Raw genomic sequence first — 22,716 nt, 5'->3', positions numbered from 1 at the left:
TTTTATTCAGCACAAACCTTTTCTAAATCTGCCAATACATCATTAATTGTATCCCAAGAATAAATTGATGCCCCTGCGGCGAGTGGGTGCCCCCCACCATTGTATTTTTTCGCTACCCCATTTATTACAGGCGCTTTCGAGCGTAGACGTACCCTAATTACATCTTCCTCTTCAACAAAAAATACCCAAGCTTTTATCCCTTGAATATGTCCGATTGTACTTACCAATTGAGAAGCTTCCATAGGAGTAACCTCAAATTCATCTAGCATTTCCTTTGTTATAATAACAGAAGCAGCACCATTTTCTGACACAGTAAGGTTTTGAAATACATAACCATTTAACTTTGCAACATTCAGTTTCGTTTCGTATAGCTGATTATAAAGATTATTAATTGAAAAACCATATTCAATTAGTTCACTTGCATACTTAAAAGTTATTGGGTTCGTATTAGGAAACATAAACCTCCCAGTATCTCCTACAATACCTGCATATATCAACTCTGCCGCCTTTTTATTTAATACTAATCCTTCATTTTCACCATATTTATAAAACTCATAAATCATTTCACTCGTTGAACTTGCAGTTGTATCTACCCAAATAATATCACCATAAGGCGTTTCATTAGGGTGATGATCTATTTTAATTAGTTTCTTTCCTAAGGAATACCTCGTATCATCAATTCTTTCTTCATTGGCAGTATCACATACTATCACGAGAGCATCATTATATGTTATATCCGTGATGTCATCTAATCTACTTAAAAAGTTCAAAGACTTTTCCTCACTACCTACTGAAAATACTTTTTTTTCTGGAAAAGACGCTCTAATGATTTCTGACAACCCACATTGGGAACCGTATGCATCAGGATCGGGGCGAACATGCCTATGAACTATAATTGTGTCGAACTGTTTTATTGCTTGCAATATATTATCCTTCATTAGTATCTCCTAACATTCAATGGTTTTCTTTATCATAACATGAAAGAGCTTAGCATAGTTAGTTGTAGCTTTTTAGGCTATTAATCGCTAAAATAATAATGGACAAACAAGATGGAGGTTTAACTGCATGCCTGTATTCGTTATATTTATCGTTTTATCTATTTCATTTTATTTATTTTATAAAATAAAATACTTCAGAACAAAAAGGCCGATTGAACGTCAGTGGATATCTTCTAAATCCAGTATTGCACTTGGTACCTTCGTTTTATTATTTGCAATTAACCAGCTAATATTATTCCCAACAACGATTACATTCATTGTTGGAACGATATTGATATTGTTTGGTGGAGGTAGTATTTGGGCAGGGTATCGAGCGTATAAATATTTTTTACCACTAGCGATTAAAGAAGCTGAAGAACTTAAATAAAGGATGAAAGCGGAGATAGCATATCTCCGCTTCTGTTATTACTTGGACGATGACAATCTACCGTGTAAGGTGTTTGTATTTAGTAGAATTCGGTCGCACACATATTCTCTAAGATAAGGTAAAGCACTTATGACCTGTCAATAAGTTGACACATCATTAAAGCTTTTCCAACAACCACCCCTTCATTGTAAACCTCTACATCTACTTTGCCGAATTTACGACCCACTTCTAATACTTTTGGACGTATTTCAATCATACTCTCAATTTGTACAGGTTTAATGAAATAGATTGTAATGTTTTCTACAACTATATCTCCTTTTTTAAAAGAACGAAGAACTCTATTAGCAGCTTCCGTTACGATTGTCGTAAATACACCGTAAGAGATTGTTCCAAGATGGTTTGTCATTTGTGGTGTTACTTCACACCGATACATTTCACTTTCTTTTGAACTAGTAGATATATTTACAAAATGACTCGTCACTAGATCATCAATTGTCTCTCCGATTTGAGGTTGTCGTTGAATCATTTGCAATGCTTTTAACACGTCTTGCCGACTAATTATTCCTTGAAGCTTATTTGATTGGTTCACAACAGGGAGCATTTCAATCCCTTCCCAAACCATCATATGAGAACATGATGCTACTGACGTTTTCCCACTTACGTTCAATGGATTTTTCGTCATTATTTTCTCTATCACCGTGTCATTGTTACTCCCCATAATGTCTTTTGCGGTAACCATGCCTTGAATTTTCAATTGATCATCAACTACTGGATATCGACTATGTTTTGTCTCAGTATTATATTCATACCATTTTGAAACCGGATCATTCACCTTTAAATAAATGGTATTTTCGATAGGAGTCAATATATCCTCAACTAACACAATTTCTTTTTTAATTAATTGATCATATATGGCTCGATTGATCATTGTTGCAACAGTAAACGTATCGTAACTACTAGAAATAATCGGCAATTGTAGTTCATCTGCTAGCTTTTTCACATAATCATCAGTATCGAAGCCACCAGTAATTAATACAGCTGCTCCCGCCTCTAATGCAAGTTCATGTGCTTTCGTCCGGTTTCCAACTATTAATAGATTTCCTGCCCCAGTGTATCGCATCATTGCTTCGAGCTTCATTGCACCGATGACCATTTTGTTCAGTGTTTTATGTAAGCCTTCTCTTCCACCTAAAACTTGCCCATCTACAATATTTACAACCTCGGCATATGTAAGCTTTTCAAAGTTTTCTTTTTTCTTACGTTCAATTCTAATTGTTCCGACACGTTCAATCGTACTCACATAGCCTTTATTTTCTGCATCCTTTATTGCACGGTACGCTGTTCCCTCACTTACACTCATATCTTTTGCAATTTGGCGAACTGAAATTTTTTCCCCTACCGGTAAGCTATCAATGTATTGTAATATTTGTTCATGTTTTGTAGCCAATTTATTCACCCTTTTTCTCGGTTTCATTATTGGTAGTAGCTAGAAGTTTGTTAAAATCCTACTATTACACTACCAAATATGGACACCGCTTGGATTATCTAACCCTATTTTTCTTTATTATAAAGGTGTGAGCAAATTGATTCAATGAAGCTATTGGTACTGTTTTACTTTTTTTACTTGATTTTTAGATAATCTAACCTTTTGTGATGATTTGTTCTTAGGTAAATACAACAATCCCACTAAATTGCCTCCTATAACAATGATCCCAAAGCTAATCCAGACGAGCGAATAAACACCATGCAAGGTATCTGTTGTAAAAGACAAAGAGGGTACCGCAATATATATGATCGCACTACTAATAAGAAGGCATAGCAACAATCTATTTTTCATTTGTTTCAATCCTTTCAAATAGAGTTTGTACTAATTAATATGCACCTTATGCCTTAAAAAGAAGTAGCTGATCGAGTGGATTCATAAAATAGATAAATTCCTCTCATTTACAAAAGGAAAAGGCTCTTTCGTATTTCCTACTTTCACATGTGGAACAAGTTACCAGGGTAAAACATCTAATTATGTATGTGTTATTAGTTTATTAAATCGGCTACTGCTTCAACATATTGTTGTGCCCAGTTAGAAAATGATAGATCATGCTTCCATGTAACCATCCCCATAGCTTTCGCACAGCCCCAATCTAGTACATTTTGTTGGAGCATGTGTACTTTTATTCGTTGTTGATAAGATTCTTTTTCCTCTACATTATGTAAGTATACAGACAATAAATGTCGTGCAATTTCCTGTTCGCCATTATCAATATACAGTATGAGCATCTTTATTAAATCTGAAACTGGGTCTCCAAAATAGGAGTTCGTGAAATCAAATAAACCACTAATACTCCATCCTCTATCATTTGTATGTAACAAAAAGTTTTCAGGTTTAAAGTCTCCCATAACGAATGCGGGTGAAGTGATCCTATCAAAATATCCTTTTGCACTGTTTAATAATTCCTCTACCCACAATATGTCTTCAGTAGTTATAGTTGAATACTTTTTTGCATCATTCAACCAATAATTAATTCTGTTATATAGCCATGTTCTGTATGTACCATCAAAAGGACGTATACTGAAATCTTTCGTATTTAACTCACCAAAGTCATTTACTTTCCAACTATGTAGTGCAGTAAGCGTTTCAGCTATCACTTCAGCAATTTTAAATTTGTCCTCTAAAAACAGCCTACTACTAATTTCTCTTAAATGTTTACCTGGAAGTAATGGCATGATTGCATATTTCCAACCAAATATATCTTCATTATCATCAACAAGATAAGGTGTAGGAACAGCTATGCTTATTCGATCACGTATTTTTTCTACAAAAAACTTCTCTTCAGCAAACTGCCCAGAAAAAAGCGGATTTCCTTTGAGAACAAACCTTCCTTCAGTAGACGTAACAAGCAAGGTTTGTCCCATAACACCATTTGCTGTTTTTTCTGAAGAGACAAATTTACCTAAGTTAAATCTATGAAGCATAGACTGTAACTGTGTATCAGTAATATGTCCCAATTTTTTCGAAGCAAAAATAATTTCAGTAGTCAATCTTATCCCCCTAAATAAAGCTTTTTTTACGTTTCACCTGGCTGTTTTCGTATTATTTGTTGCTTTTCGTTCTAAAAGCACGTATACAAATAGCATTCGTACCATCTTCTCTACTTTTACAATTATTAAGCTTTCATAAAACTCATCAAACTGTTAAAAGTATCAAGAAAACTTACGAAAAGATTCTTTGGTTGTTATTGGATGAAACTAGCTTAGGATCTTATTTTACTATTCGCAACATGATTTACGAAAAAGATTTTTCCTTGTTATATACTTTTCTTTATGATTTACTCATTCCCTTTTCAAATAAAAAAAGCTTGTTTTGATCGCTTTCAAAACAAACTCTTTATTTCAACATTCAATGTATAAACCATTATTCAAATGTTAATTTATCTTGTTGATTAACATTTATTTAATCTAGACGCGAATGCCTTCTCCTACCTGTAATACTTTTCCATTACCTTTTAATTGGCTAACAAATTGTTCGGCATTTTGTTCAATCACTGGGAATGTATTGAAATGAATTGGCACAACGAGCTTTGCCTGCAACCATTCCGCAGCAACAAGTGCATCAGTAGGACCCATCGTGAAATTATCTCCAATAGGAATAAATGCAACATCTATATTATTCAGCTCACCAATCATTTTCATGTCAGAAAATAGCGCGGTATCTCCTGCATGGTATATGGTTTTACCCTCTGAAGCAAATAGTATACCACTAGGCATACCGGTATAAATAATTTCTTTCTTTTCTTCATCTATGTAGCTAGAGCCGTGAAATGCTTGTGTTAGCTTGACAGTACCAAAATCAAAGTCAAAAGACCCACCGATATGCATACCGTGGACCTTTACACCTTGCCAGCTTAGGAAAGTAGCTAATTCATATGGAGCAATAACAAGAGCATCATTTTTTTTAGCTAATTGAACGGTATCACCAACATGATCCTTATGTCCGTGTGTTATTAAAATCACATCTACTAGTAAATCTGACACTTGTAAATCTGTTAAATCGTTCCCATTAATAAATGGATCGATGATCAATTTTTTGCCTTTCGTTTCTATCACAACAACTGAATGGCCATGAAACGATACTTGCACAAAAATCCCTCCTTTTTTTATATGTATGAAAATCTCCTTACACTCATGAGTATAATCCTATAGCTGTTATTTTCAAACTATTTTTCGTTGCTAATCGTAATTAACTGTTTACATTCTCACCTTTCCCTGCTAGGCTCAAGATTAATAAGATTTTTCAAAAGGGATGGTGTTGTTAAATGAATCAACGTCTTAAACTACTCTCAGAGTGGCTAACGGAGCAAGATATCTCTATGTGCTTTGTTACGAACCCGTCAAATGTCTTCTATTATAGCGGTTTCTTGAGTGACCCTCATGAAAGATTATTAGCGTTACTTGTATTTCAGCAAGAAGAACCTATTCTAGTGTGTCCACAAATGGAAACACAGCAAGTAAAAGACGCAGGTTGGACATATGAAATTATAGGATATAGCGATACCGACAATCCGTGGGAATTTATTGCTACTGCCATAGCCAAAAGAAAAATAAACATCCATTCACTTGCAGTAGAAAAAGACCACCTGAATGTTAGCCGTCTAGAATTACTTCAGAGCTTATATCCAAATGCTTCGTTTATTCGTGCAGAAGAAAAACTAAACACGCTTAGAATGTTAAAGGATAGCAAAGAGATTGACATTTTGCGACAGGCTGCAGAACTAGCTGATTACGGCATTGAAGTTGGAGTTTCCGAGATTAAAGAGGGTAAAACAGAGATGGAGATTCTGGCTACGATTGAATATGAACTCAAGAAAAAAGGGATTCAACAAATGTCTTTCCAAACAATGGTCTTAACAGGAAAGAAAACAGCTTCTCCTCATGGAAACCCAAGTACTGATAAAATCCAGCAAGGAGATTTTATTTTGTTTGACTTAGGGGTTGTTATTGATGGCTATTGCTCAGATATAACAAGAACAGTAGTATTAGGTAACATAAGTGACCAACAACAGCAGATTTATGAGACTGTTTTAAAAGCAGAATTAGCTGCACTTGAGGCTAGCAAACCTGGGGTTGAAGTTGGAAAAGTAGACAAGACTGCCCGTGATATTATTACTAGTGCGGGATATGGTGAATACTTTACTCATAGAATTGGACACGGACTCGGTATTGAAGTACATGAGTATCCTTCAATGAGCGCAACTAACAACATGCTATTACAACCGGGGATGGTATATACTATTGAACCTGGAATTTACATACCTGAAATAGGTGGGGTTAGAATTGAAGACGATGTCGTAATTACTGAAAACGGCATTGAAACCTTAACAAAATTCCCTAAGGAGTTAACTATTATATAGAAAAGCGCAAGCGCCTTGATCATCCCCGACAAGCACTGGAGGCATTTCACATGAAGGCGCTTTTTGCCTTGGGGTGAAATGGTGAAGTGACTCGAGGGGATATGCGCGTGGAGCTAGACAATCAGGAAAAGCGGAAGGCGCCTGGTTATCGGCGACATGCATAAGACAAGACGGCTGGAAGGTTGCTTTTTAACCTTCTTGACGGATTGACTTATGACCTCGAGCCGATGGCGCGTGGAGCTAGACAATTAAGAAAAGCGGAAGGCGCCTGGTTATCGGCGACAAGCATAAGACAAGACGGCTGGAAGGTTGCTTTTTAACCTTCTTGACGGATTGACTTATGACCTCGAGCCGATGGCGCGTGGAGCTAGACAATCAGGAAAAGCAGACTGACCAAGACAATCAGGAGGTATATTATGAAAGTTGAATTATTTTCTCACACCCAGCTATCCAATAAAAAACGAGAACAACTAAAAGATGTACTAGACTTAGGGGTAACAGATGGCAAATTAGTTGCCTTTACCGCAATAAGAAACTGTTATTCCTATCTTTTACCAACCGAAATTGTTGAACAAGAAGGGCATAGATACCTAAACAAACCTGCTACAGACGGTGGAAGTGGAAATGATATGGACAGATTAATACGACATATTGTTCATAGCGGACATACTTCTACGATGGAACATATCTCATTTACGTTTGCTCTTGAAGGTGTTTCAAGAGCGCTTATGGCTCAATTAACGCGCCACCGAGTTGGCTTTTCATATTCCATCGAATCTCAAAGGTATGTAAATTACGGCAGTGATAGTAAAAGTGGTGGCTTTACTTATTCAAGCCCTGTTTCATTAAATGAAGAACAATTAGAGGTTTTTTCAACTTACATGGATGATATACAAAATATGTATAATAAACTAATAGAAATGAAGGTTAAGCCTGAAGACGCACGTGCTATTTTACCACAATCTGTAAACACAAATATTGTAATGACATGCAATCTAACATCTTTCTTAAGTTTTTATAGCAAAAGAAAGCCTGGTACTCATGCTCAGGCTGAAATTCAAGAACTTGCAGTTAAAATGCGAGATGAAATCTTAGATGTTGAACCTTGGCTTCAAGGATTTTTCGAGTAAAACCACACTTTACAATCAGGTGGAGAACCACCTTCACCTGATTGTAGGAACAATGGAGTTAAATGCTACAAAAATAGGTGGTTTGAATTACCTAAATCTGTTTATTACATTTTCCCCTCCTGTCACATCAATGATAGAACCTGTTATCATGTCTGAGTCATTTTCACATAAGAAAGTAATCGTTCTTGCAATATCTTCTCCTGTAGCAGACCTACCTATTGGTGTGTGATTCATACCTGTCATGCTTCTAGCGTCCGAAATAGAAGCTTCCTTCATATCACCCAATATATTACCTGGACATACCATATTTGCAGTAATTCCATATGAAGCCTCTTCTAATGCAATTGTTTTAGTTAACGATACTAGGCCAACTTTAGCTGCACTGAACCCAGACCTATGAATCCAACCTTGAGCAGCATCAGCACCTTGGAAGCCATATGTAATGATTCGACCAAAATGTTGTTTTCGCATTATCGGGAGCGTTTTTTTGAGCAAATGAAAGACACTATTAAGATTGCCCTCAATCATTTCATACCATTCAGCCTCTTCATAATCTATAAGATTTTTGCGTTCAAAAATATAAGGTCCTGCATTGTTAATTAAGAAGTCAATTCGTCCAAACCTCTCCATTGTTTTATCAACGAGTTGAATTAAATTTGTTTTATCCGTTACATCTCCTTGGATAAATTGCAATCGGTCGTCCAAGTGCTTATACTGATCTTGAAAATCTTTAACAGCTCTATCATACGTACGATAATTCACTGTCACAGAGTATCCCTTCTCTAACAGTTTTTCTGTTACTTTCCGACCAAGCCCCTTTGCCCCTGCAGTAATCAGTGCATGTCTCACAATTTCACCCTCTCCCTAAATATCATTACATGTATTTTTTCCAACATTAATTGGCTATGTTCTATATATGTAAAGTTGTACATTGTTATTATATTACAAGATGTTTCTCTTTGTATATTTTCCCAACCAAAAACACCATGACCTCTTAAGTCATGATGTCTTAGTTTATACTATTTACTATTTATTATTTATTATTAATATCCTCCGCTTCTTGTTGTTTATCATATCGTTGCTCAATTACACCACTTGAGTATGCCTCTGTTATTTGTTGACTAATTTCCTCTGAAGCCTCTTCGAAATAGTTATACTGATTTTTAGTACCTGTATTATTTTTATGTTTGTTCATCATCAACACCCCTTTTTAATTGTCATAATATTTTCAAGACATCATTAGTTTCTAATTTTTTTAACATGCTATACTGGTAATATAAAGAAATATAAATCCTAAGGGGTGATTTTTATATGAGCATAACTTATAACAAAATTCTAGTAGCAGTGGATGGGTCAAAAGAGGCTGAATGGGCTTTTAAGAAAGCTGTTGAAATTGCCAAAAGAAATAATGCTGGTATTGTTCTAACACATATTGTTGATACAAGATCATTTGCCACGGTTGAGACTTATGACAGAATGATAGCAGAAAGAGCTGAGAAATATGCTACAGAGCTCCTAGGAGAATATCAAGATCTAGCAAATAAGGCTGGTGTAGAAGAAATAACTATTGATATAGACTTTGGGTCACCTAAAGCACATATTGCAAAAGAGATAGCACCTAAACACAATGTAGACCTTATCATTTGTGGCGCTACAGGGCTAAATGCAATTGAAAGGTTTTTTATCGGAAGCGTTTCGGAAGCGATTACACGTTATGCAAAATGTGACGTATTAATCGTTAGAACTGAAAAAGATTTGTAACTTTTGAATAATTAACTATAATAAATGATCCAGGGTTTTATAACCCTGGATTACTTTTTTTCTAAGCGTAATTTAGCTTGTAATATTGCATTTTCTACTTCCCGAAACCCAGTCCCTCCTACACTATTTCTACGATTCACAGCAGTATATGGGTCCAAATAATCAAATATATCTTCTTCGAATAAATGACATGCATTTTTGTATTCATTGAATGGTAAATCTAACAAATAAAATTCTCTATCAATACATGTTAGTACAAGCTTCCCTACAATTTCATGAGCTTCACGAAATGGCAATCCTTTCGATGCTAAGTAGTCAGCTAATTCAGTTGCATTTGAAAAATCTTGCTTAGTCGCTGCTGACATTTGATTTTTGTTAATAACCATTGATGCAATCATGCCTGTAAAAATTTGTAGTGAACCAATAACAGTTTTTACAGTATCGAACATTCCTTCCTTATCTTCTTGCATATCTTTGTTATAAGCTAACGGCGTCCCCTTTAAGACAGTTAATAATCCAAATAAATTTCCATAAACCCTGCCAGTTTTCCCACGAATTAGCTCGGCCATATCTGGATTTTTCTTTTGTGGCATAATACTACTTCCTGTTGCAAAACGATCATCGATTTCAATAAATTGAAATTCTTGACTTGACCATAAAATCATTTCTTCACATAAGCGTGATAAGTGCATCATTAGCATAGAGCTGTTACTTAAAAATTCAACAATAAAATCTCTATCACTAACTGCGTCTATACTATTTTCATAAATACTATTAAAGCCTAACAATGAAGCGCTATATTCACGGTCAATGGGAAATGTTGTTCCAGCCAATGCTCCAGCACCAAGCGGGGATTGGTTTATACGCTTTAATGATTCCTTATATCGAGTTTTATCCCTCTCAAGCATCCAGAAATAAGCCATTAAGTGATGTGCAAAGGATATTGGCTGGGCCCGTTGTAGATGTGTATAACCTGGTATAATCGCTTCAATATGGTGCTCTGCTTGCGTAACAAGTGCAGCTTGGAATTCACAAATTAATAATATAATTTCATTCACATTTTTTTGTAAATATAAATGCATATCCGTTGCTACTTGATCATTTCTACTTCGGCCTGTGTGTAACTTTCCACCCACAGGCCCTATCTCTTCAATTAACATTTTTTCAATATTAAGATGAATATCTTCTTCACTCACAGAAAAAGACAATTCATTGTTTAATGCTTTTTGTTCTAATAACTGAAGCCCTTGCTTAATCTTTTGAACATCACCTTCAAGTAATATTCCACATTTACCTAACATCGCTACATGTGCAAGGCTACCCTTAATGTCTTCTTCTACTAGTTCTTGGTCAAAGGGAATAGAAGCACCGAACTCTTCAACCCACTCCTCAGCTGTTTGTGTAAAACGGCCTCCCCAAAGTTTCTTCACACTATCACCTTCTCATTGTTAACGATACTGCTCACTTTCGTTGGTAACCCCCACAGTGTTATAAAACCTACTGCTGAAGAATGATCAAATTCGTCCTCCGTAGAATAGGTTGCTAATTTTTCATCATATAATGAGTTTGGCGATTTTCTTCCTTCAACGATCGCATGCCCTTTAAATAATTTCACACGTACGATACCGTTCACAAACTGTTGTGTTTCAGCTAAAAATGCTAGTAACGCATCTTTTAATGGTGAAAACCACAGTCCATTATAAATTAATTCAGTGAGCTGTTTTTCAATGAGTGGTTTGAAATGTGCCACTTCCTTGACTAATGTTATATCTTCTAGTTCTTTATGAGCTTTTATAAGTGTCATTGCTCCCGGGCATTCATACACCTCCCGAGATTTGATACCGACTAAACGATTCTCAACATGATCGATTCTACCTACCCCATGCTTTCCAGCTAATAAATTCAATTCTAATATAAGCTCTGCTAAGGAGTATTTTTTGCCATTTAAAGATACAGGAACCCCCTTCTCAAAGCTAATTTCTACAATATCAGGTATAGTTGGCGTGTTGTCTATGCTAGCTGTTAGTTCGTAAGCCTCTTCTGGAGGGGCTACCCATGGATCTTCTAGTACACCACATTCGTTACTTCTTCCCCAAAGATTTTGGTCAATGGAAAATGGACTATCCAAATTAACCGGTATAGGTATGTTTTTGTTTTTTGCATATGCAATTTCTTCTTCACGAGACCAACTCCAATCTCTAACTGGTGCTAACACTTCCAATTTAGGATTGAGTGCTTTAATAGCCACCTCAAAACGTACCTGATCGTTTCCTTTACCAGTACAACCATGAGCGACAGCAACTGCACCTTCAAGCTCTGCAACTTCTACTAACTTTTTTGCAATTAGTGGTCTTGATAATGCAGATACTAATGGATATTTCCCTTCATATAACGTATGTGCTTGCAATGATATTAAAGCGTAATCATTTGCAAATTCCTCCTTAGCATCAATGACATATGATTTGATTGCTCCAACCTTTAACGCCTTATCCTTAACAAATTGAAGATCCTTTCCCTCCCCAACGTCTAAACAACACGCTATAACCCCGTATCCATGCTCCTGAAGCCATTTAATTGCTACAGAAGTATCCAAGCCACCTGAATATGCTAAAACAATTTTTTTATTAGTCATTTTAACTCTCCCTCATTTATTTTGTATATTTATTCTTATTAACTTATATTTATTCATACATATTAACAGCACTTTTACAAGAATTCAATAGAATTTTTATAATAAGTACAAAAATTCTCTATTGGATAAAAAGAACTTAGTAATGTACAATAACGATAAGTAACTAGTCTTGGAGGAACGTTAATGATAGAAAATTTTATAATGGATAAACGTTTAGGAATATCCATTCCTAAACTTCAGAAGAATTGGGAAGACTTTACTAAAAATGATCAGCAAGCAATATTGTTGCATTGGGAGAAGGTTCGAGGGAAAATCCCTGACCGTATTGCAGATTTAGAAAAGATAATAAATAACAAACAAGCGGCACTTGGAAATGAAAATGATTTTCAGCGTTCATGCATACTCAATTCAGAAATAGCGGAATTAGCCTCCATTATTAATGATTTATGGCTATGGTATCGAATCAACCAAAATGTAACCGAAAAAATACATGTGTAAAGAAAAGCGGAAGGCGCCCGGTCATCGGCGACAAGCATAAGACGAGCCGACGAGAGGGTTGCTTTTTAACTTTCGCATCGGCTTGACTTATGCCCTCGAGCCGATGGCGCCTGGAGCTAGACAATTAAGAAAAGCGGTGCCGACTGGTCAGACTCGATAAGCGTTGGAACCTTTACGACTGAAGACGTTTTTTGTCTTCTGATGTAAAGGTGAAACGACTCGAGAGGCTAGGAGGCGGAGCTAGACAATAAGAAAAAGCAGAAGGCACCTTGATTATTAGAAGCCATCGACCCGAAGGCGTTTTTTGCCTTCGGGTCGATGGTGGAGTGACTAGAGAGGATAGTTGCACATGTTAGCACTGCAACTAAATAAATACTATAAGTCCTTTCGTATTTCACGGACTACATGGCCAAGCTCCGGAAGAATAAGTTTATTCATTGCAAGCTTAACGGCTCCAGAAGAACCCGGTGTAGAAAAAATTGCTGTATCACCTGCTACACCAGCTATCGCACGTGATAAAATAGCTGCAGAACCGATATCTTCAGTGTAGCTTAACATTCTAAACAATTCTCCAAAACCTACTATCTCCTTGTCTATCATATCTTTAACTGTTTCAATAGTCACATCTCGTCTTGCAATACCAGTGCCACCATTTGTGAGAACAACATCAATATCTTGTTGATCACACCCAGCTATTATTGAACGGTGAATAAGCTGCTGTTCATCCTTCACAATGTCATAATCAACAACTTGATGACCACTATCCTTTAATAAAGAGATCATTAATTGTCCACTTTTATCTGTCATTTTATCTCTCGTATCACTAATTGTTATCACTTTACATCTAACCAGCTTTGGGGCCTCTTTTTTATGTTCTATTGTGCTCATAAAGGATTCCCACCTTTCTTATGTAGATAAGAGTATTGGTAATATTTTTGTGCAAAGGTTGTAACATTTCTAGTTAATTGATAGTTTATACCCGCTCCAATCGCTATACCGACAATTGGTATTCCTTGAATCATTTTTCTACGGAAAAAGTAAATCATCATTGTTTTTAGTATCTGTTTAAGAGGTTGGTCCAGCCACTCTTCATTCATTAGTTTTTCATTTCCTTCATAAAAAAATGACTGAGTTGAATTTTCCATATCGTTCAACAAATTTCCCCATGCATTGCCTTGTAATCTTTTTGGAAGTGTCGCACCGTGAAATACCTTCAATGCTGTCATCATTTCGGATGGTGTATTTATTTCATTGCCATATGACATAGCAATTAATTGAACTGCCCTTAAGTTGATAATTAACATAAGAGGTAAATCTATTCCTAAAAACGGAGCTCCTCCTGTACCAGTAATCCCACCTTGAACAAAAGAATATAATCTACTCTTCGCAACTTGCTGTTCACATAAATATGTAAGCTGATCTATGGATAATGTTTGTAAATCTGTTAATTGATTTATGCCTTCATCAAATAATCTTGCAGAAGTAATGATTTGTTCTCTCGTATCTATTTGTGGCTGTGATCCTTGAATCATTGCATGTAAATGAAATAACCAGTTATCTAGCTTCACAAAAAACTCTGTTCTTATATCATCAGGAAGAAGTTGAAAAGATTTATGCAGCCATTTGTCATATAATAATTCAAAGTCTGTCGGGTTCAATTGAGAGAATCGACTTTCCCAAGCAATTATATCATTTAAAACTTGTTGTTCACGATCAGTCACTGTCATCTTATTCCTCCTATTTCCAAACTTAGCCTATTTTTATTATAACATGCTGACTAATTAAGAAAAGCGCAAGCGCCTTGATCATCCCCGACAAGCACTGGAAGCATTTTACACGAAGGCGCTTTTTGCCTTCGGGTGAAATGGTGAAGTGACCTCGAGGGGATAGGCGCTGGAGCTAGACAACTTAGAAAAGCGCAAGCGCCTTGATTATCCCCGACAAACACTGGAGGCATTCCACATGAAGGCGCTTTTTGCCTTCGGGTGAAATGGTGAAGTGACCTCGAGGGGATAGGCGCTGGAGCTAGACAACTTAGAAAAGCGCAAGCGCCTTGATCATCCCCGACAAGCACTGGAGGCATTTTACATGAAGGCGTTTTTGCCTTAGGGTGAAATGGTGAAGTGACCCTGGAGGGGATAGGTGCTTGAGATTACACATGGATAAATATCATACAGTGAATGAAACTACGAAGTAATTTTATACTTTCTTACCTTTTAACAAATACAAAAAGAGTCTTGTTCAGCAAATAACGCAAAACAAGACTCTCATTTATTAAATGATAACTTTATTAGTGTAATGCAATTTTCACAACATCACGAGCAATCATAACTTCTTCATCCGTCGGTATGACAATAACCTTAACAGGTGAATGCGGATAATTAATAAACGCTTCTTTACCACGAACTTTATTAAGTGACGGATCCCAGTATACTCCCATAAACTCAAGTCCTTTTAACACACGAGTACGTATAACGTCACTATTTTCACCAATACCTGCAGTGAATATAATCGCGTCTACACCATACATTTTAGATGCATATGAGCCTATATACTTATGAATTCTATCTGCAAATACTTGTAAAGCTAATTCGGCACGTTCATTCCCTTGTTCAGCTTCTTGCTCAATATCACGTAAATCACTTGAGAAACCAGATACACCAAGCATTCCACTGCGTTTATTTAATACATCTAGTACTTCATCGGCAGTTTTCCCCGTCTTCTCCATAATAAACGGAATCAACGCAGGATCAATATCACCTGAACGTGTACCCATAGCCACACCTGCGAGTGGAGTGAAGCCCATTGAGGTATCAATTGATTTACCACCTTCGATTGCAGCTATACTTGCACCATTACCTAAGTGACATGATATAAGACGTAGCTGTTCCAACGGACGTCCTAAAAGTTCTGCTGCACGTTCTGAAACATATTTATGTGAGGTACCATGGAATCCATATTTACGAATTCCATATTCACTATAATAATGATATGGCAAACTATATAGAAATGATTGATCCGGCATCGTTTGATGAAATGCGGTATCAAACACAGCGATAGACGGTACATTAGGTAGTACTTCCTTAAATGCTTTTACACCAGTAAGGTTTGCTGGATTATGCAATGGTGCTAATTCAGATAACTCTTCGATATCCTTAATTACATCTTCAGTAATTAATACAGAGTCATTGAATTTTTCACCACCGTGAACGACACGATGACCGATGCCCTCAATCTCATCTAATGATTGAATAATGTTTAATGATGTCAGCTTATCAAGAAGCATCTTAACCGCAACTGAATGATCAGTGATAGGGCTAACTTCTGTTTGTTTCTCACCATTAACTGTTATATTAAAAATTGCATCGTCAAATCCAATTCGTTCTACAATCCCCTTTGTAACAACATCTTCACTCGGCATTTCAAATAATTGAAATTTAAGAGAAGAACTACCTGCATTTATAGCAATAACTTTAGACATGTTATTTCACAGCTCCTTTAAAAATCGACACAATTTCATATCCGCCTCTATCATTTAACCACTCACTTTATTACAATGCAATATTAATGTAAAAATGGTACCGTTTTCGTCATAATTTCTTTATTTTCTGATTTTACTTTATTATTTTTCTACTTTAATCCAACTATCAATTCTTTGAATAATTCCTTGGATTGCCTCTTTCTTGGAAAAACTAGGGAGGTCAACTAGCAGTGCCTGCTTTGGCACCTTAACTTCTGCCCCCTTTTTCTGTAAAATAAAAATACTTTTTGCATGCTTCTCATGTTGAAACAAAGATAAAGGCAACTGTAATAACCCTTGAATTATACTCGTTTCTTTTAAATACTTATGTAATGATGGTGCTAGCTCACTTTCAAAAAGGTTATTGGGTACAAGGAAGAACAAATACCCTCCCTCTTTCGTGTAGTTCATGCATTGTTCAATAAATAAATGATGTGCATAAGAATGTCCTTCCGGTGACTTCAATTCATACCCATCGGCCACAACATCGTTTGGATAGTATCCAATTGGCAAATCACATACAACAAGATCAACAGGATCAATTAATAATGGCTCTAAACTATCTTGATTAAAAAATTGAATTGGGTGCTGCTGAAGGTTAGCATTCACATACGCAAGCTTAATTAATAAATCATCCACATCTACACCGAAACTCGTTATTTGTTTATCGGAAGTATGGTTTAGAACAGTCGTAAGTAAATTTCCTGTCCCTACAGCAGGGTCAACAACTTTGAAGGATTCATAGTTTCTCATGAATTTAGAAACAAGATAACTTACGAAAACCCCAACTGAATCTGGTGTCATTTGATGATTTGGCTGTGTCGATTCGCGCATCCCCTTTAAAACTGCAAGCTGGTATGCTTTTCTGATTTCCTCATTTGAATATTTTTGTACAATGAGCTTTTCGTACTCTTTATTTAATCTTTTCTTTGAAAGTTCACTAAGTTCTTCCTGTAAAATTGTTTCATGAAATATGTTTTCACCTGTTTCTGCCACTGCTTCTAAATATGAGCATGCTAGGTCCTCCTGCAATAGATTAGCTGTACTGTCTATTACTGTAAAGATTTGTTCGATATTGGTTGACAAATTAAAAACCTCCTAAATGTAAATGTATACTAATTGCAATTTAATATTCTCCTATACAGAAAATAATTATATTAATTTAATCCGATCAAAAAAGAAGGAAAAAGACCTCAACATCGAGGTCTTTTAGCATATGCAGCGTATTATCGTTCGTTAGTACTTGTCAGGGCAATTCAAGTCGGCTTCGCTTTGCTTGTTACTTTGCGGCCTTTACTGCTTCGATTGCTGCTTCGTAGTTTGGATGGTTCGTACCTTCTGAAACATACTCTACGTACGTGATATTATCATTGCTATCAATGACGAATACGGCACGTGCTAATAGACGAAGTTCTTTAATTACAACTCCGTATGCTTCACCAAATGATAGATCACGATGGTCAGATAAAGTAACGACGTTATCTATACCGCTTGCTCCACACCAACGCTTTTGAGCAAAAGGTAAGTCTACACTTACTGTTAACACTTGTACATTATCTAGGCTAGCTACCTCTTCATTAAAACGTCTAGTTTGCGCATCACATACCCCAGTATCAACTGAAGGGACAACACTGATTAGGCGAACTGAACCTTTAGAATTAGCTAACGTCACAGGCGACAAATCATTTGCTAACACCGTATAATCAGGAGCCTTGTCACCAACCTTAACCTCATTACCTAGTAATGTAACTGGATTACCTTTAAACGTGATATTTGCCATATTAAAATTCCCCCTTATTAGTGTAAGTTCAAGTTTCTTGAACAACTACTTTTCTCCTAAATCTTTAAACAATCTAATATTTTTAGTATGTATAGTGATAATCATAACTTTTCTTATTATAGATTGCAAAGAAAAAACCTGGCTTACGTGTTAATACTAGTGAGTGGGGTCACTCTCCATAATTAGAAACTTTATTAGCCACCTTTTCTTCTCTGTTTTAGAAAAGGAACTCTCGTTGCGTTCTTAGTACGAGAAACAATAATCAATTCGAAAACAGCCTATGGTTTTCATGCAACTTTGCTAATGGATAATAAAGTGCGTGAATTGGAATATGTTTATACAGGTGGAGGGTCCACTATTACCGTAGTAAAAATTAACGTAGCCGAATAATTGATGATACTAAAGGGCAGATAATGAGGGTAAGAAAATAGTGTTTATGAATGCTCACAGTTTAAATTTCCACTGCCTGCAATAGCACTAATTTTTTCCTATTAGATCGTACATAACGGATAGATAAGGCACAAGTTACATTGTACTTTATCTACCCGTGTTCCCATAACAACTATGTCGATGTTTTTCGTAAATTTGTTTTCATATTAAGATATTAAAAATATACAACCATTGTTTTGTGGTATCTTTTCATTAATAACGCGATGACAATCGGATGAAACCTGATTTGCTGTTGCAAAAATAACAATCTAGACCAAATGATTTAATTAAAGAAATTTTACTTTAGCTCATATATCAAAATCTTGCTTTGGCATATCTTGGTGATCTTTTGCTTTATTTCCTTTTATCTCCCGTTCAGCATTTTGATCATTTTTCGAAAACATTTGTTGTATTTTTTCTACTGCCTGTGGAGCTAATTCTAATATTCTTTCATACAAATGTGTATTTTCATCAAGGTGCAACAGCTTTACTCCTGAAGGATTAACAATTAAAAAAGCAATAGGAGTAATCGAAACTCCTCCACCACTTCCACCTCCAAAGGGATGTTTCTTAGAATTTTGCCCTTGTTGCCCTTGTTGACTACTCCGTTCTTCGATATAAAATTCACTTCCTCCTGCTGCAAACCCAAACCCTACTTTTGAAACAGTTAAGATCACACTACCATCAGGTGTTTCAACAGGATCTCCAATTATCGTATTTACGTCAATCATCTCTTTTAAATTCTCCATAGCAGTGGTCATTAAACCTTGTATAGGATGATCAGACATATTAACACCTCCTATAGTTTATATCGATTCTTTCATTTTTTTATTTTTATGTAATGGAGGGTGACCATGCCTAAAATGTGGCCGTCCCCCTTTCCATAATTTCAATAACCTTATTCCTCCTAAAATAGCATACCCGATTCGAAAGTATAACATACACTTTAATTTTGTATGCGAACTAGGTTTTTGATATGAAGGAGCTATCTCTATATAAGGGTTCGTATCAAGTTTCATATTATTGCTAACCAAACCAATAACTCCTCCCTTTACACCCCATGCAAGTCCAGAAAGTATAGCTGTCATAGCTGCATCACGAGCACCTAATTGAGTTTGCCATTCAAACTTCGTTACGTGAACTTTTTTAAAAAAATTTCTGATAATTTGATGAAACCCAACAATATGTTCTATAAGCTCCTTTGCGTTTTGTATCCCTTCAATAACATCATTTACTGAAATGTGTTCAACATCTTTATTGTCAGTATGTTCTTCCCCTACATTTTTTGACGATTTGTTTTGTCCCACGACAAGATTAGCATCTTTCTTATCTACTTTTATAAATGGCACATTGTACGTATAGCGTATGATCCCAAACAAAGTTCTTAGTTGAATCTTAATTTGATCATTGTCCTTTTCATGTAGTAGAAGTACACGAACAGTAACCTTCATGAAGAGCAAACATAGGATGACAACAACAGAGCTTGCTATGATAGTTATCATTACCAACATATACTCCTCCCTTCTACTAACCTATTATCACCTTCACCAAATAAAATAAACCTATGAAGACACTAGCCTTCATAGGTTTTTAAAATGAAAATTCGTATGTTATTTTCTTTCATGAACTACAGTCGTATCAGCAAATATGTCATGTAAACCTTGTTTTTTCGGTAAAAATGCTACTAAAATATAGCCAATCATAAAAAACTTTGAAATAAACCTACCAATAAACTCTCTAAACAGGATAGTAGACCAAGTTAACTGATCGCCTTTTATGTTAATGACACGTAGACCAAACACCATTTTTCCAAGTGTTTTATGAAAGTACTTTGTCATTAAAACGAAATATAAGTAGAAGGTACACGCAGTTGCAATTGAAATTGCTGCAAACATCCCACTGTCCTTTAGTGGTAAATCAAGCAAACGGAACAACGGATATATAATGATGCGATTAATACTTCCTATGACAGCTAGATCAAATAAATATGACCAAAATCTCATCCAAAATCCTGCGTTATAATGTAGTGATTGTCCTTTATTAGAAATGCCAACATTATCATGTTCTTGATGATGAGAATGAACAGTTCCATTATGAACTATATTGTCATTATGACCTTCTAAAACAGTTTTTGTTTCTGCAGGACTAATTTCCTTGTTTTCGGTTCCATTATTCTTTGTTTCCATATAAATCCCCCCTATTCAGCATATAAATACATAGGTCTTGGGGAATTTGGTTGAGATAACATTTTCATGAGTCCAGCCATTTCAATTTCTTTATTCATAAATTTATTTGCTGTTATCTCAAATATTGACCAATTCAACCCTAAGTTTTCTTCATACTTAATTACTTGTGCATTTTTAAGGTCCATGTCTTCTTTTAATATATCTAGAGCATCATCATAGTATCCGAATTCATCAATGAGATTTAGCTCTTTTGCTTGCCTTCCGTCATAAATGCGCCCATCCGCAATTTCTCGTACTGTACCTTCTGGAATGTTTCTTCCCTCCGATATCACCTTAACGAAGCCATCGTACGAATTATTAAGCATAGATTGCAGTATGTTTCGCTCTTCTTCTGTCATCTCTCTTGAAGGGCTCATAATGTCTTTAAATTGACCACTTTTGATTGTCACAAACTCTACTCCATATTTCTCAGCTAAGCCAGCGTAATTAACCCCCTGCATGATAACACCTAACGAGCCTGTTAAAGTTTCAGGACTCGCAATGATTTTATCTGCCAATGCTGAAATATAATATCCACCTGATGCTGCCATACTTCCCATCGATACATAGACTGGTTTACCCGTTTCTTCTCTGTATTCTGTTAATTTCTTATGTATTTCAGCGCTTTCAACAACTCCTCCACCAGGTGAGTTCACACGAAGTAAAATCGCTTTGATCGCATTATCTTCTTTAGCACTGTCTATCATACTTAAAAATCGTCGATGATTATACCCCACTGATTCAAAGATTGATGTTACATTCGTAGTGTCTTGAATCGCCCCATTTACTTCTAAAACAAGGATTTTTGATAAAGGGCTCTTCCCCTCTTCAATTACTTTTTCATCAAATTCCTTGTCTGTTGTAAAAATTTCCTCAGATATATCACCAAAACCAGAAAAAGCAATTGAACTTACTGTATTAACTAAAACTGAAATAACGAAAAGTAATACAGCTATGCCTAGTGCCGCCCATCTTTTCAAACTCATCAACATTCACTCCTTCTTAATCACAGTATCATTTCCTATTTTGTCATACATTTAGTTTCATAAAAATGATACACTATATACACAATAATCAATTGTAACAGATTTTTTAGCAAAATAGTGAATACTTGGAAACAATATTCTGTCTTGATACTTAGTAGGAGGTATGATTTATGTTTAATCGCCGTAACATCTTTTTGTTTTATAAAAGTGATCCAGTCCTCGACAAACAAGTAGAATCATTATACACAATAGCTGAACAATACGGATTTAAAATCGTAAATGACTACAAAGATGCAAATATTATTGTAAGTATAGGTGGAGATGGGACATTCCTTCAAGCAGTAAGAAAGACTGGCTTCCAGGAGGATTGTTTGTACGCTGGAATTTCCAACACAGGCTCTCTTAGTTTATATTGTGATTTCCACATAGATGATACCGATAAAATGATAGAAGCATTAAAAAATGAAGAAGTGGAAGTAAGAAAATATCCTACGATTAATGTATCTGTAGATGATATGACCTCGTTCCAATGTTTGAATGAATGTTCAATTCGTTCAACAATTATTAAAACGTTTGTCATTGATGTACATATAGATGACCTTCATTTTGAAACTTTCCGTGGTGATGGCATGGTTATAGCTACACCTACAGGCAGTACGGCATATAATAAATCTGTTAATGGAGCCGTTGTAGACCCACTACTTCCATGTATGCAAGTAAGTGAGATTGCCTCATTGAATAATAACCGTTATAGAACATTAGGTTCATCGTTTATTTTAAGTGGTGCACGTAAGCTTACGCTTAAGGTAGTTCAAGATGGAAATGATTTTCCAACTATCGGTATGGATAATGAAGCGGTTAGCATACGCCATGTAAATAAAATTGAAATTCAGCTTAGTGACAAAAAAATAAAAACTGTAAAATTACGAGACAATTCTTTTTGGGAGAAGGTTAAAAGGAGATTTTTGTAACTGGTTTTAGCCTC

General features: G+C 35.8%; 23 protein-coding genes. 6 read left to right on the top strand and 17 right to left on the bottom strand.

Annotation, left to right across the window (positions count from 1 at the left end):
* Window positions 1-2 precede the first annotated feature (2 nt).
* Entirely contained in the window at window positions 3-938 is a 936-nt protein-coding gene (locus SLH48_RS00715; RefSeq protein WP_320256682.1) for a bifunctional oligoribonuclease/PAP phosphatase NrnA, read from the bottom strand.
* Between the two features lie 127 nt (window positions 939-1,065).
* On the opposite strand from SLH48_RS00715, the gene SLH48_RS00710 reads away from it, so the two are divergent.
* A complete protein-coding gene (locus SLH48_RS00710; protein ID WP_320256681.1) occupies window positions 1,066-1,365 on the top strand; it encodes a YtpI family protein in 300 nt (99 codons plus the stop codon).
* 127 nt (window positions 1,366-1,492) lie between these two features.
* Here SLH48_RS00710 and SLH48_RS00705 read toward each other — a convergent pair whose 3' ends face one another.
* The 3 genes from SLH48_RS00705 to SLH48_RS00695 form a co-directional block, all read right to left on the bottom strand.
* Window positions 1,493-2,812: a CBS domain-containing protein gene (locus SLH48_RS00705; RefSeq protein ID WP_320256680.1), complete on the bottom strand. Its 1,320-nt coding sequence runs from the start codon at window positions 2,810-2,812 to the stop codon at window positions 1,493-1,495.
* Window positions 2,813-3,396: 584 nt separating this feature from the next.
* Window positions 3,397-4,401, bottom strand: coding sequence for an aminoglycoside phosphotransferase family protein (locus tag SLH48_RS00700; protein ID WP_320256678.1), 1,005 nt, complete (start codon window positions 4,399-4,401; stop codon window positions 3,397-3,399).
* 417 nt (window positions 4,402-4,818) lie between these two features.
* Window positions 4,819-5,499, bottom strand: coding sequence for a metal-dependent hydrolase (locus SLH48_RS00695; RefSeq protein ID WP_320256677.1), 681 nt, complete (start codon window positions 5,497-5,499; stop codon window positions 4,819-4,821).
* A gap of 176 nt (window positions 5,500-5,675) precedes the next feature.
* Here SLH48_RS00695 and SLH48_RS00690 point away from each other — a divergent pair, with 176 nt between their 5' ends.
* Window positions 5,676-6,770 (top strand): Xaa-Pro peptidase family protein, encoded by a 1,095-nt coding sequence (locus SLH48_RS00690; RefSeq protein WP_320256676.1) that lies wholly within the window; start codon window positions 5,676-5,678, stop codon window positions 6,768-6,770.
* 416 nt (window positions 6,771-7,186) lie between these two features.
* Entirely contained in the window at window positions 7,187-7,900 is a 714-nt protein-coding gene (gene thyX / locus SLH48_RS00685; protein WP_214481619.1) for an FAD-dependent thymidylate synthase, read from the top strand.
* A gap of 87 nt (window positions 7,901-7,987) precedes the next feature.
* Here the strand turns inward: thyX and SLH48_RS00680 are convergent, their stop codons facing one another.
* Both SLH48_RS00680 and SLH48_RS00675 read right to left on the bottom strand, forming a co-directional pair.
* A complete protein-coding gene (locus SLH48_RS00680; protein ID WP_214481620.1) occupies window positions 7,988-8,749 on the bottom strand; it encodes an SDR family oxidoreductase in 762 nt (253 codons plus the stop codon).
* A gap of 184 nt (window positions 8,750-8,933) precedes the next feature.
* The gene (locus tag SLH48_RS00675; protein ID WP_214481699.1) at window positions 8,934-9,095 is read right to left on the bottom strand and encodes a hypothetical protein; all 162 of its coding nucleotides are present in this window, start codon (window positions 9,093-9,095) and stop codon (window positions 8,934-8,936) included.
* 116 nt (window positions 9,096-9,211) lie between these two features.
* Between SLH48_RS00675 and SLH48_RS00670 the strand changes: the two genes are divergently transcribed.
* Complete coding sequence (locus tag SLH48_RS00670) at window positions 9,212-9,661, top strand: universal stress protein (RefSeq protein ID WP_214481621.1); 450 nt, start codon at window positions 9,212-9,214, stop codon at window positions 9,659-9,661.
* Between the two features lie 50 nt (window positions 9,662-9,711).
* Here SLH48_RS00670 and argH read toward each other — a convergent pair whose 3' ends face one another.
* Together argH and SLH48_RS00660 are read right to left on the bottom strand one after the other, a co-directional pair.
* Window positions 9,712-11,091 carry an argininosuccinate lyase gene (gene argH, locus SLH48_RS00665; RefSeq protein ID WP_320256674.1) on the bottom strand — a complete coding sequence of 460 codons (1,380 nt, stop codon included), beginning with the start codon at window positions 11,089-11,091 and terminating at the stop codon, window positions 9,712-9,714.
* A complete protein-coding gene (locus tag SLH48_RS00660; protein ID WP_320256673.1) occupies window positions 11,088-12,293 on the bottom strand; it encodes an argininosuccinate synthase in 1,206 nt (401 codons plus the stop codon). Before SLH48_RS00660 ends, argH begins: the two co-directional genes overlap by 4 nt.
* A 183-nt stretch (window positions 12,294-12,476) precedes the next feature.
* Here SLH48_RS00660 and SLH48_RS00655 point away from each other — a divergent pair, with 183 nt between their 5' ends.
* Entirely contained in the window at window positions 12,477-12,791 is a 315-nt protein-coding gene (locus SLH48_RS00655; protein WP_214481624.1) for a hypothetical protein, read from the top strand.
* A gap of 375 nt (window positions 12,792-13,166) precedes the next feature.
* Here SLH48_RS00655 and SLH48_RS00650 read toward each other — a convergent pair whose 3' ends face one another.
* The 9 genes from SLH48_RS00650 to sppA all read right to left on the bottom strand — a co-directional run bounded on the left by SLH48_RS00650 (window position 13,167) and on the right by sppA (window position 21,731).
* Window positions 13,167-13,679, bottom strand: a complete 513-nt coding sequence (locus SLH48_RS00650; protein ID WP_214481626.1) for a molybdenum cofactor biosynthesis protein B — start codon at window positions 13,677-13,679, stop codon at window positions 13,167-13,169.
* A complete protein-coding gene (locus tag SLH48_RS00645; protein WP_320256672.1) occupies window positions 13,676-14,518 on the bottom strand; it encodes an EcsC family protein in 843 nt (280 codons plus the stop codon). The genes SLH48_RS00650 and SLH48_RS00645 overlap by 4 nt, the downstream gene beginning before the upstream one ends.
* Before the next feature lie 563 nt (window positions 14,519-15,081).
* Window positions 15,082-16,272, bottom strand: coding sequence for an acetate kinase (locus SLH48_RS00640; RefSeq protein ID WP_320256671.1), 1,191 nt, complete (start codon window positions 16,270-16,272; stop codon window positions 15,082-15,084).
* Window positions 16,273-16,413: 141 nt separating this feature from the next.
* The gene (locus SLH48_RS00635; RefSeq protein ID WP_320256670.1) at window positions 16,414-17,397 is read right to left on the bottom strand and encodes a class I SAM-dependent methyltransferase; all 984 of its coding nucleotides are present in this window, start codon (window positions 17,395-17,397) and stop codon (window positions 16,414-16,416) included.
* 193 nt (window positions 17,398-17,590) lie between these two features.
* Window positions 17,591-18,091 (bottom strand): thiol peroxidase, encoded by a 501-nt coding sequence (gene tpx / locus SLH48_RS00630; protein WP_214481630.1) that lies wholly within the window; start codon window positions 18,089-18,091, stop codon window positions 17,591-17,593.
* A 737-nt stretch (window positions 18,092-18,828) separates the two neighbouring features.
* The gene (gene ytfJ, locus SLH48_RS00625; RefSeq protein ID WP_320256669.1) at window positions 18,829-19,308 is read right to left on the bottom strand and encodes a GerW family sporulation protein; all 480 of its coding nucleotides are present in this window, start codon (window positions 19,306-19,308) and stop codon (window positions 18,829-18,831) included.
* A gap of 18 nt (window positions 19,309-19,326) precedes the next feature.
* Window positions 19,327-20,031, bottom strand: coding sequence for a DUF2953 domain-containing protein (locus tag SLH48_RS00620; RefSeq protein ID WP_320256668.1), 705 nt, complete (start codon window positions 20,029-20,031; stop codon window positions 19,327-19,329).
* Between the two features lie 99 nt (window positions 20,032-20,130).
* Window positions 20,131-20,706, bottom strand: a complete 576-nt coding sequence (locus SLH48_RS00615; protein WP_320256667.1) for an RDD family protein — start codon at window positions 20,704-20,706, stop codon at window positions 20,131-20,133.
* Between the two features lie 11 nt (window positions 20,707-20,717).
* Window positions 20,718-21,731 carry a signal peptide peptidase SppA gene (gene sppA, locus SLH48_RS00610; protein ID WP_320256666.1) on the bottom strand — a complete coding sequence of 338 codons (1,014 nt, stop codon included), beginning with the start codon at window positions 21,729-21,731 and terminating at the stop codon, window positions 20,718-20,720.
* A 170-nt stretch (window positions 21,732-21,901) separates the two neighbouring features.
* Here sppA and SLH48_RS00605 point away from each other — a divergent pair, with 170 nt between their 5' ends.
* A complete protein-coding gene (locus SLH48_RS00605) occupies window positions 21,902-22,702 on the top strand; it encodes an NAD kinase (protein ID WP_214481635.1) in 801 nt (266 codons plus the stop codon).
* Window positions 22,703-22,716 lie beyond the last annotated feature (14 nt).

It is taken from the genome of Cytobacillus sp. IB215316, assembly GCF_033963865.1.
Lineage (GTDB): Bacteria > Bacillota > Bacilli > Bacillales > SM2101 > Nanhaiella > Nanhaiella sioensis.
The sequence above is the reverse complement of the archived record's forward strand: the minus strand, read 5'-3'. Positions and strand labels throughout refer to the sequence as shown.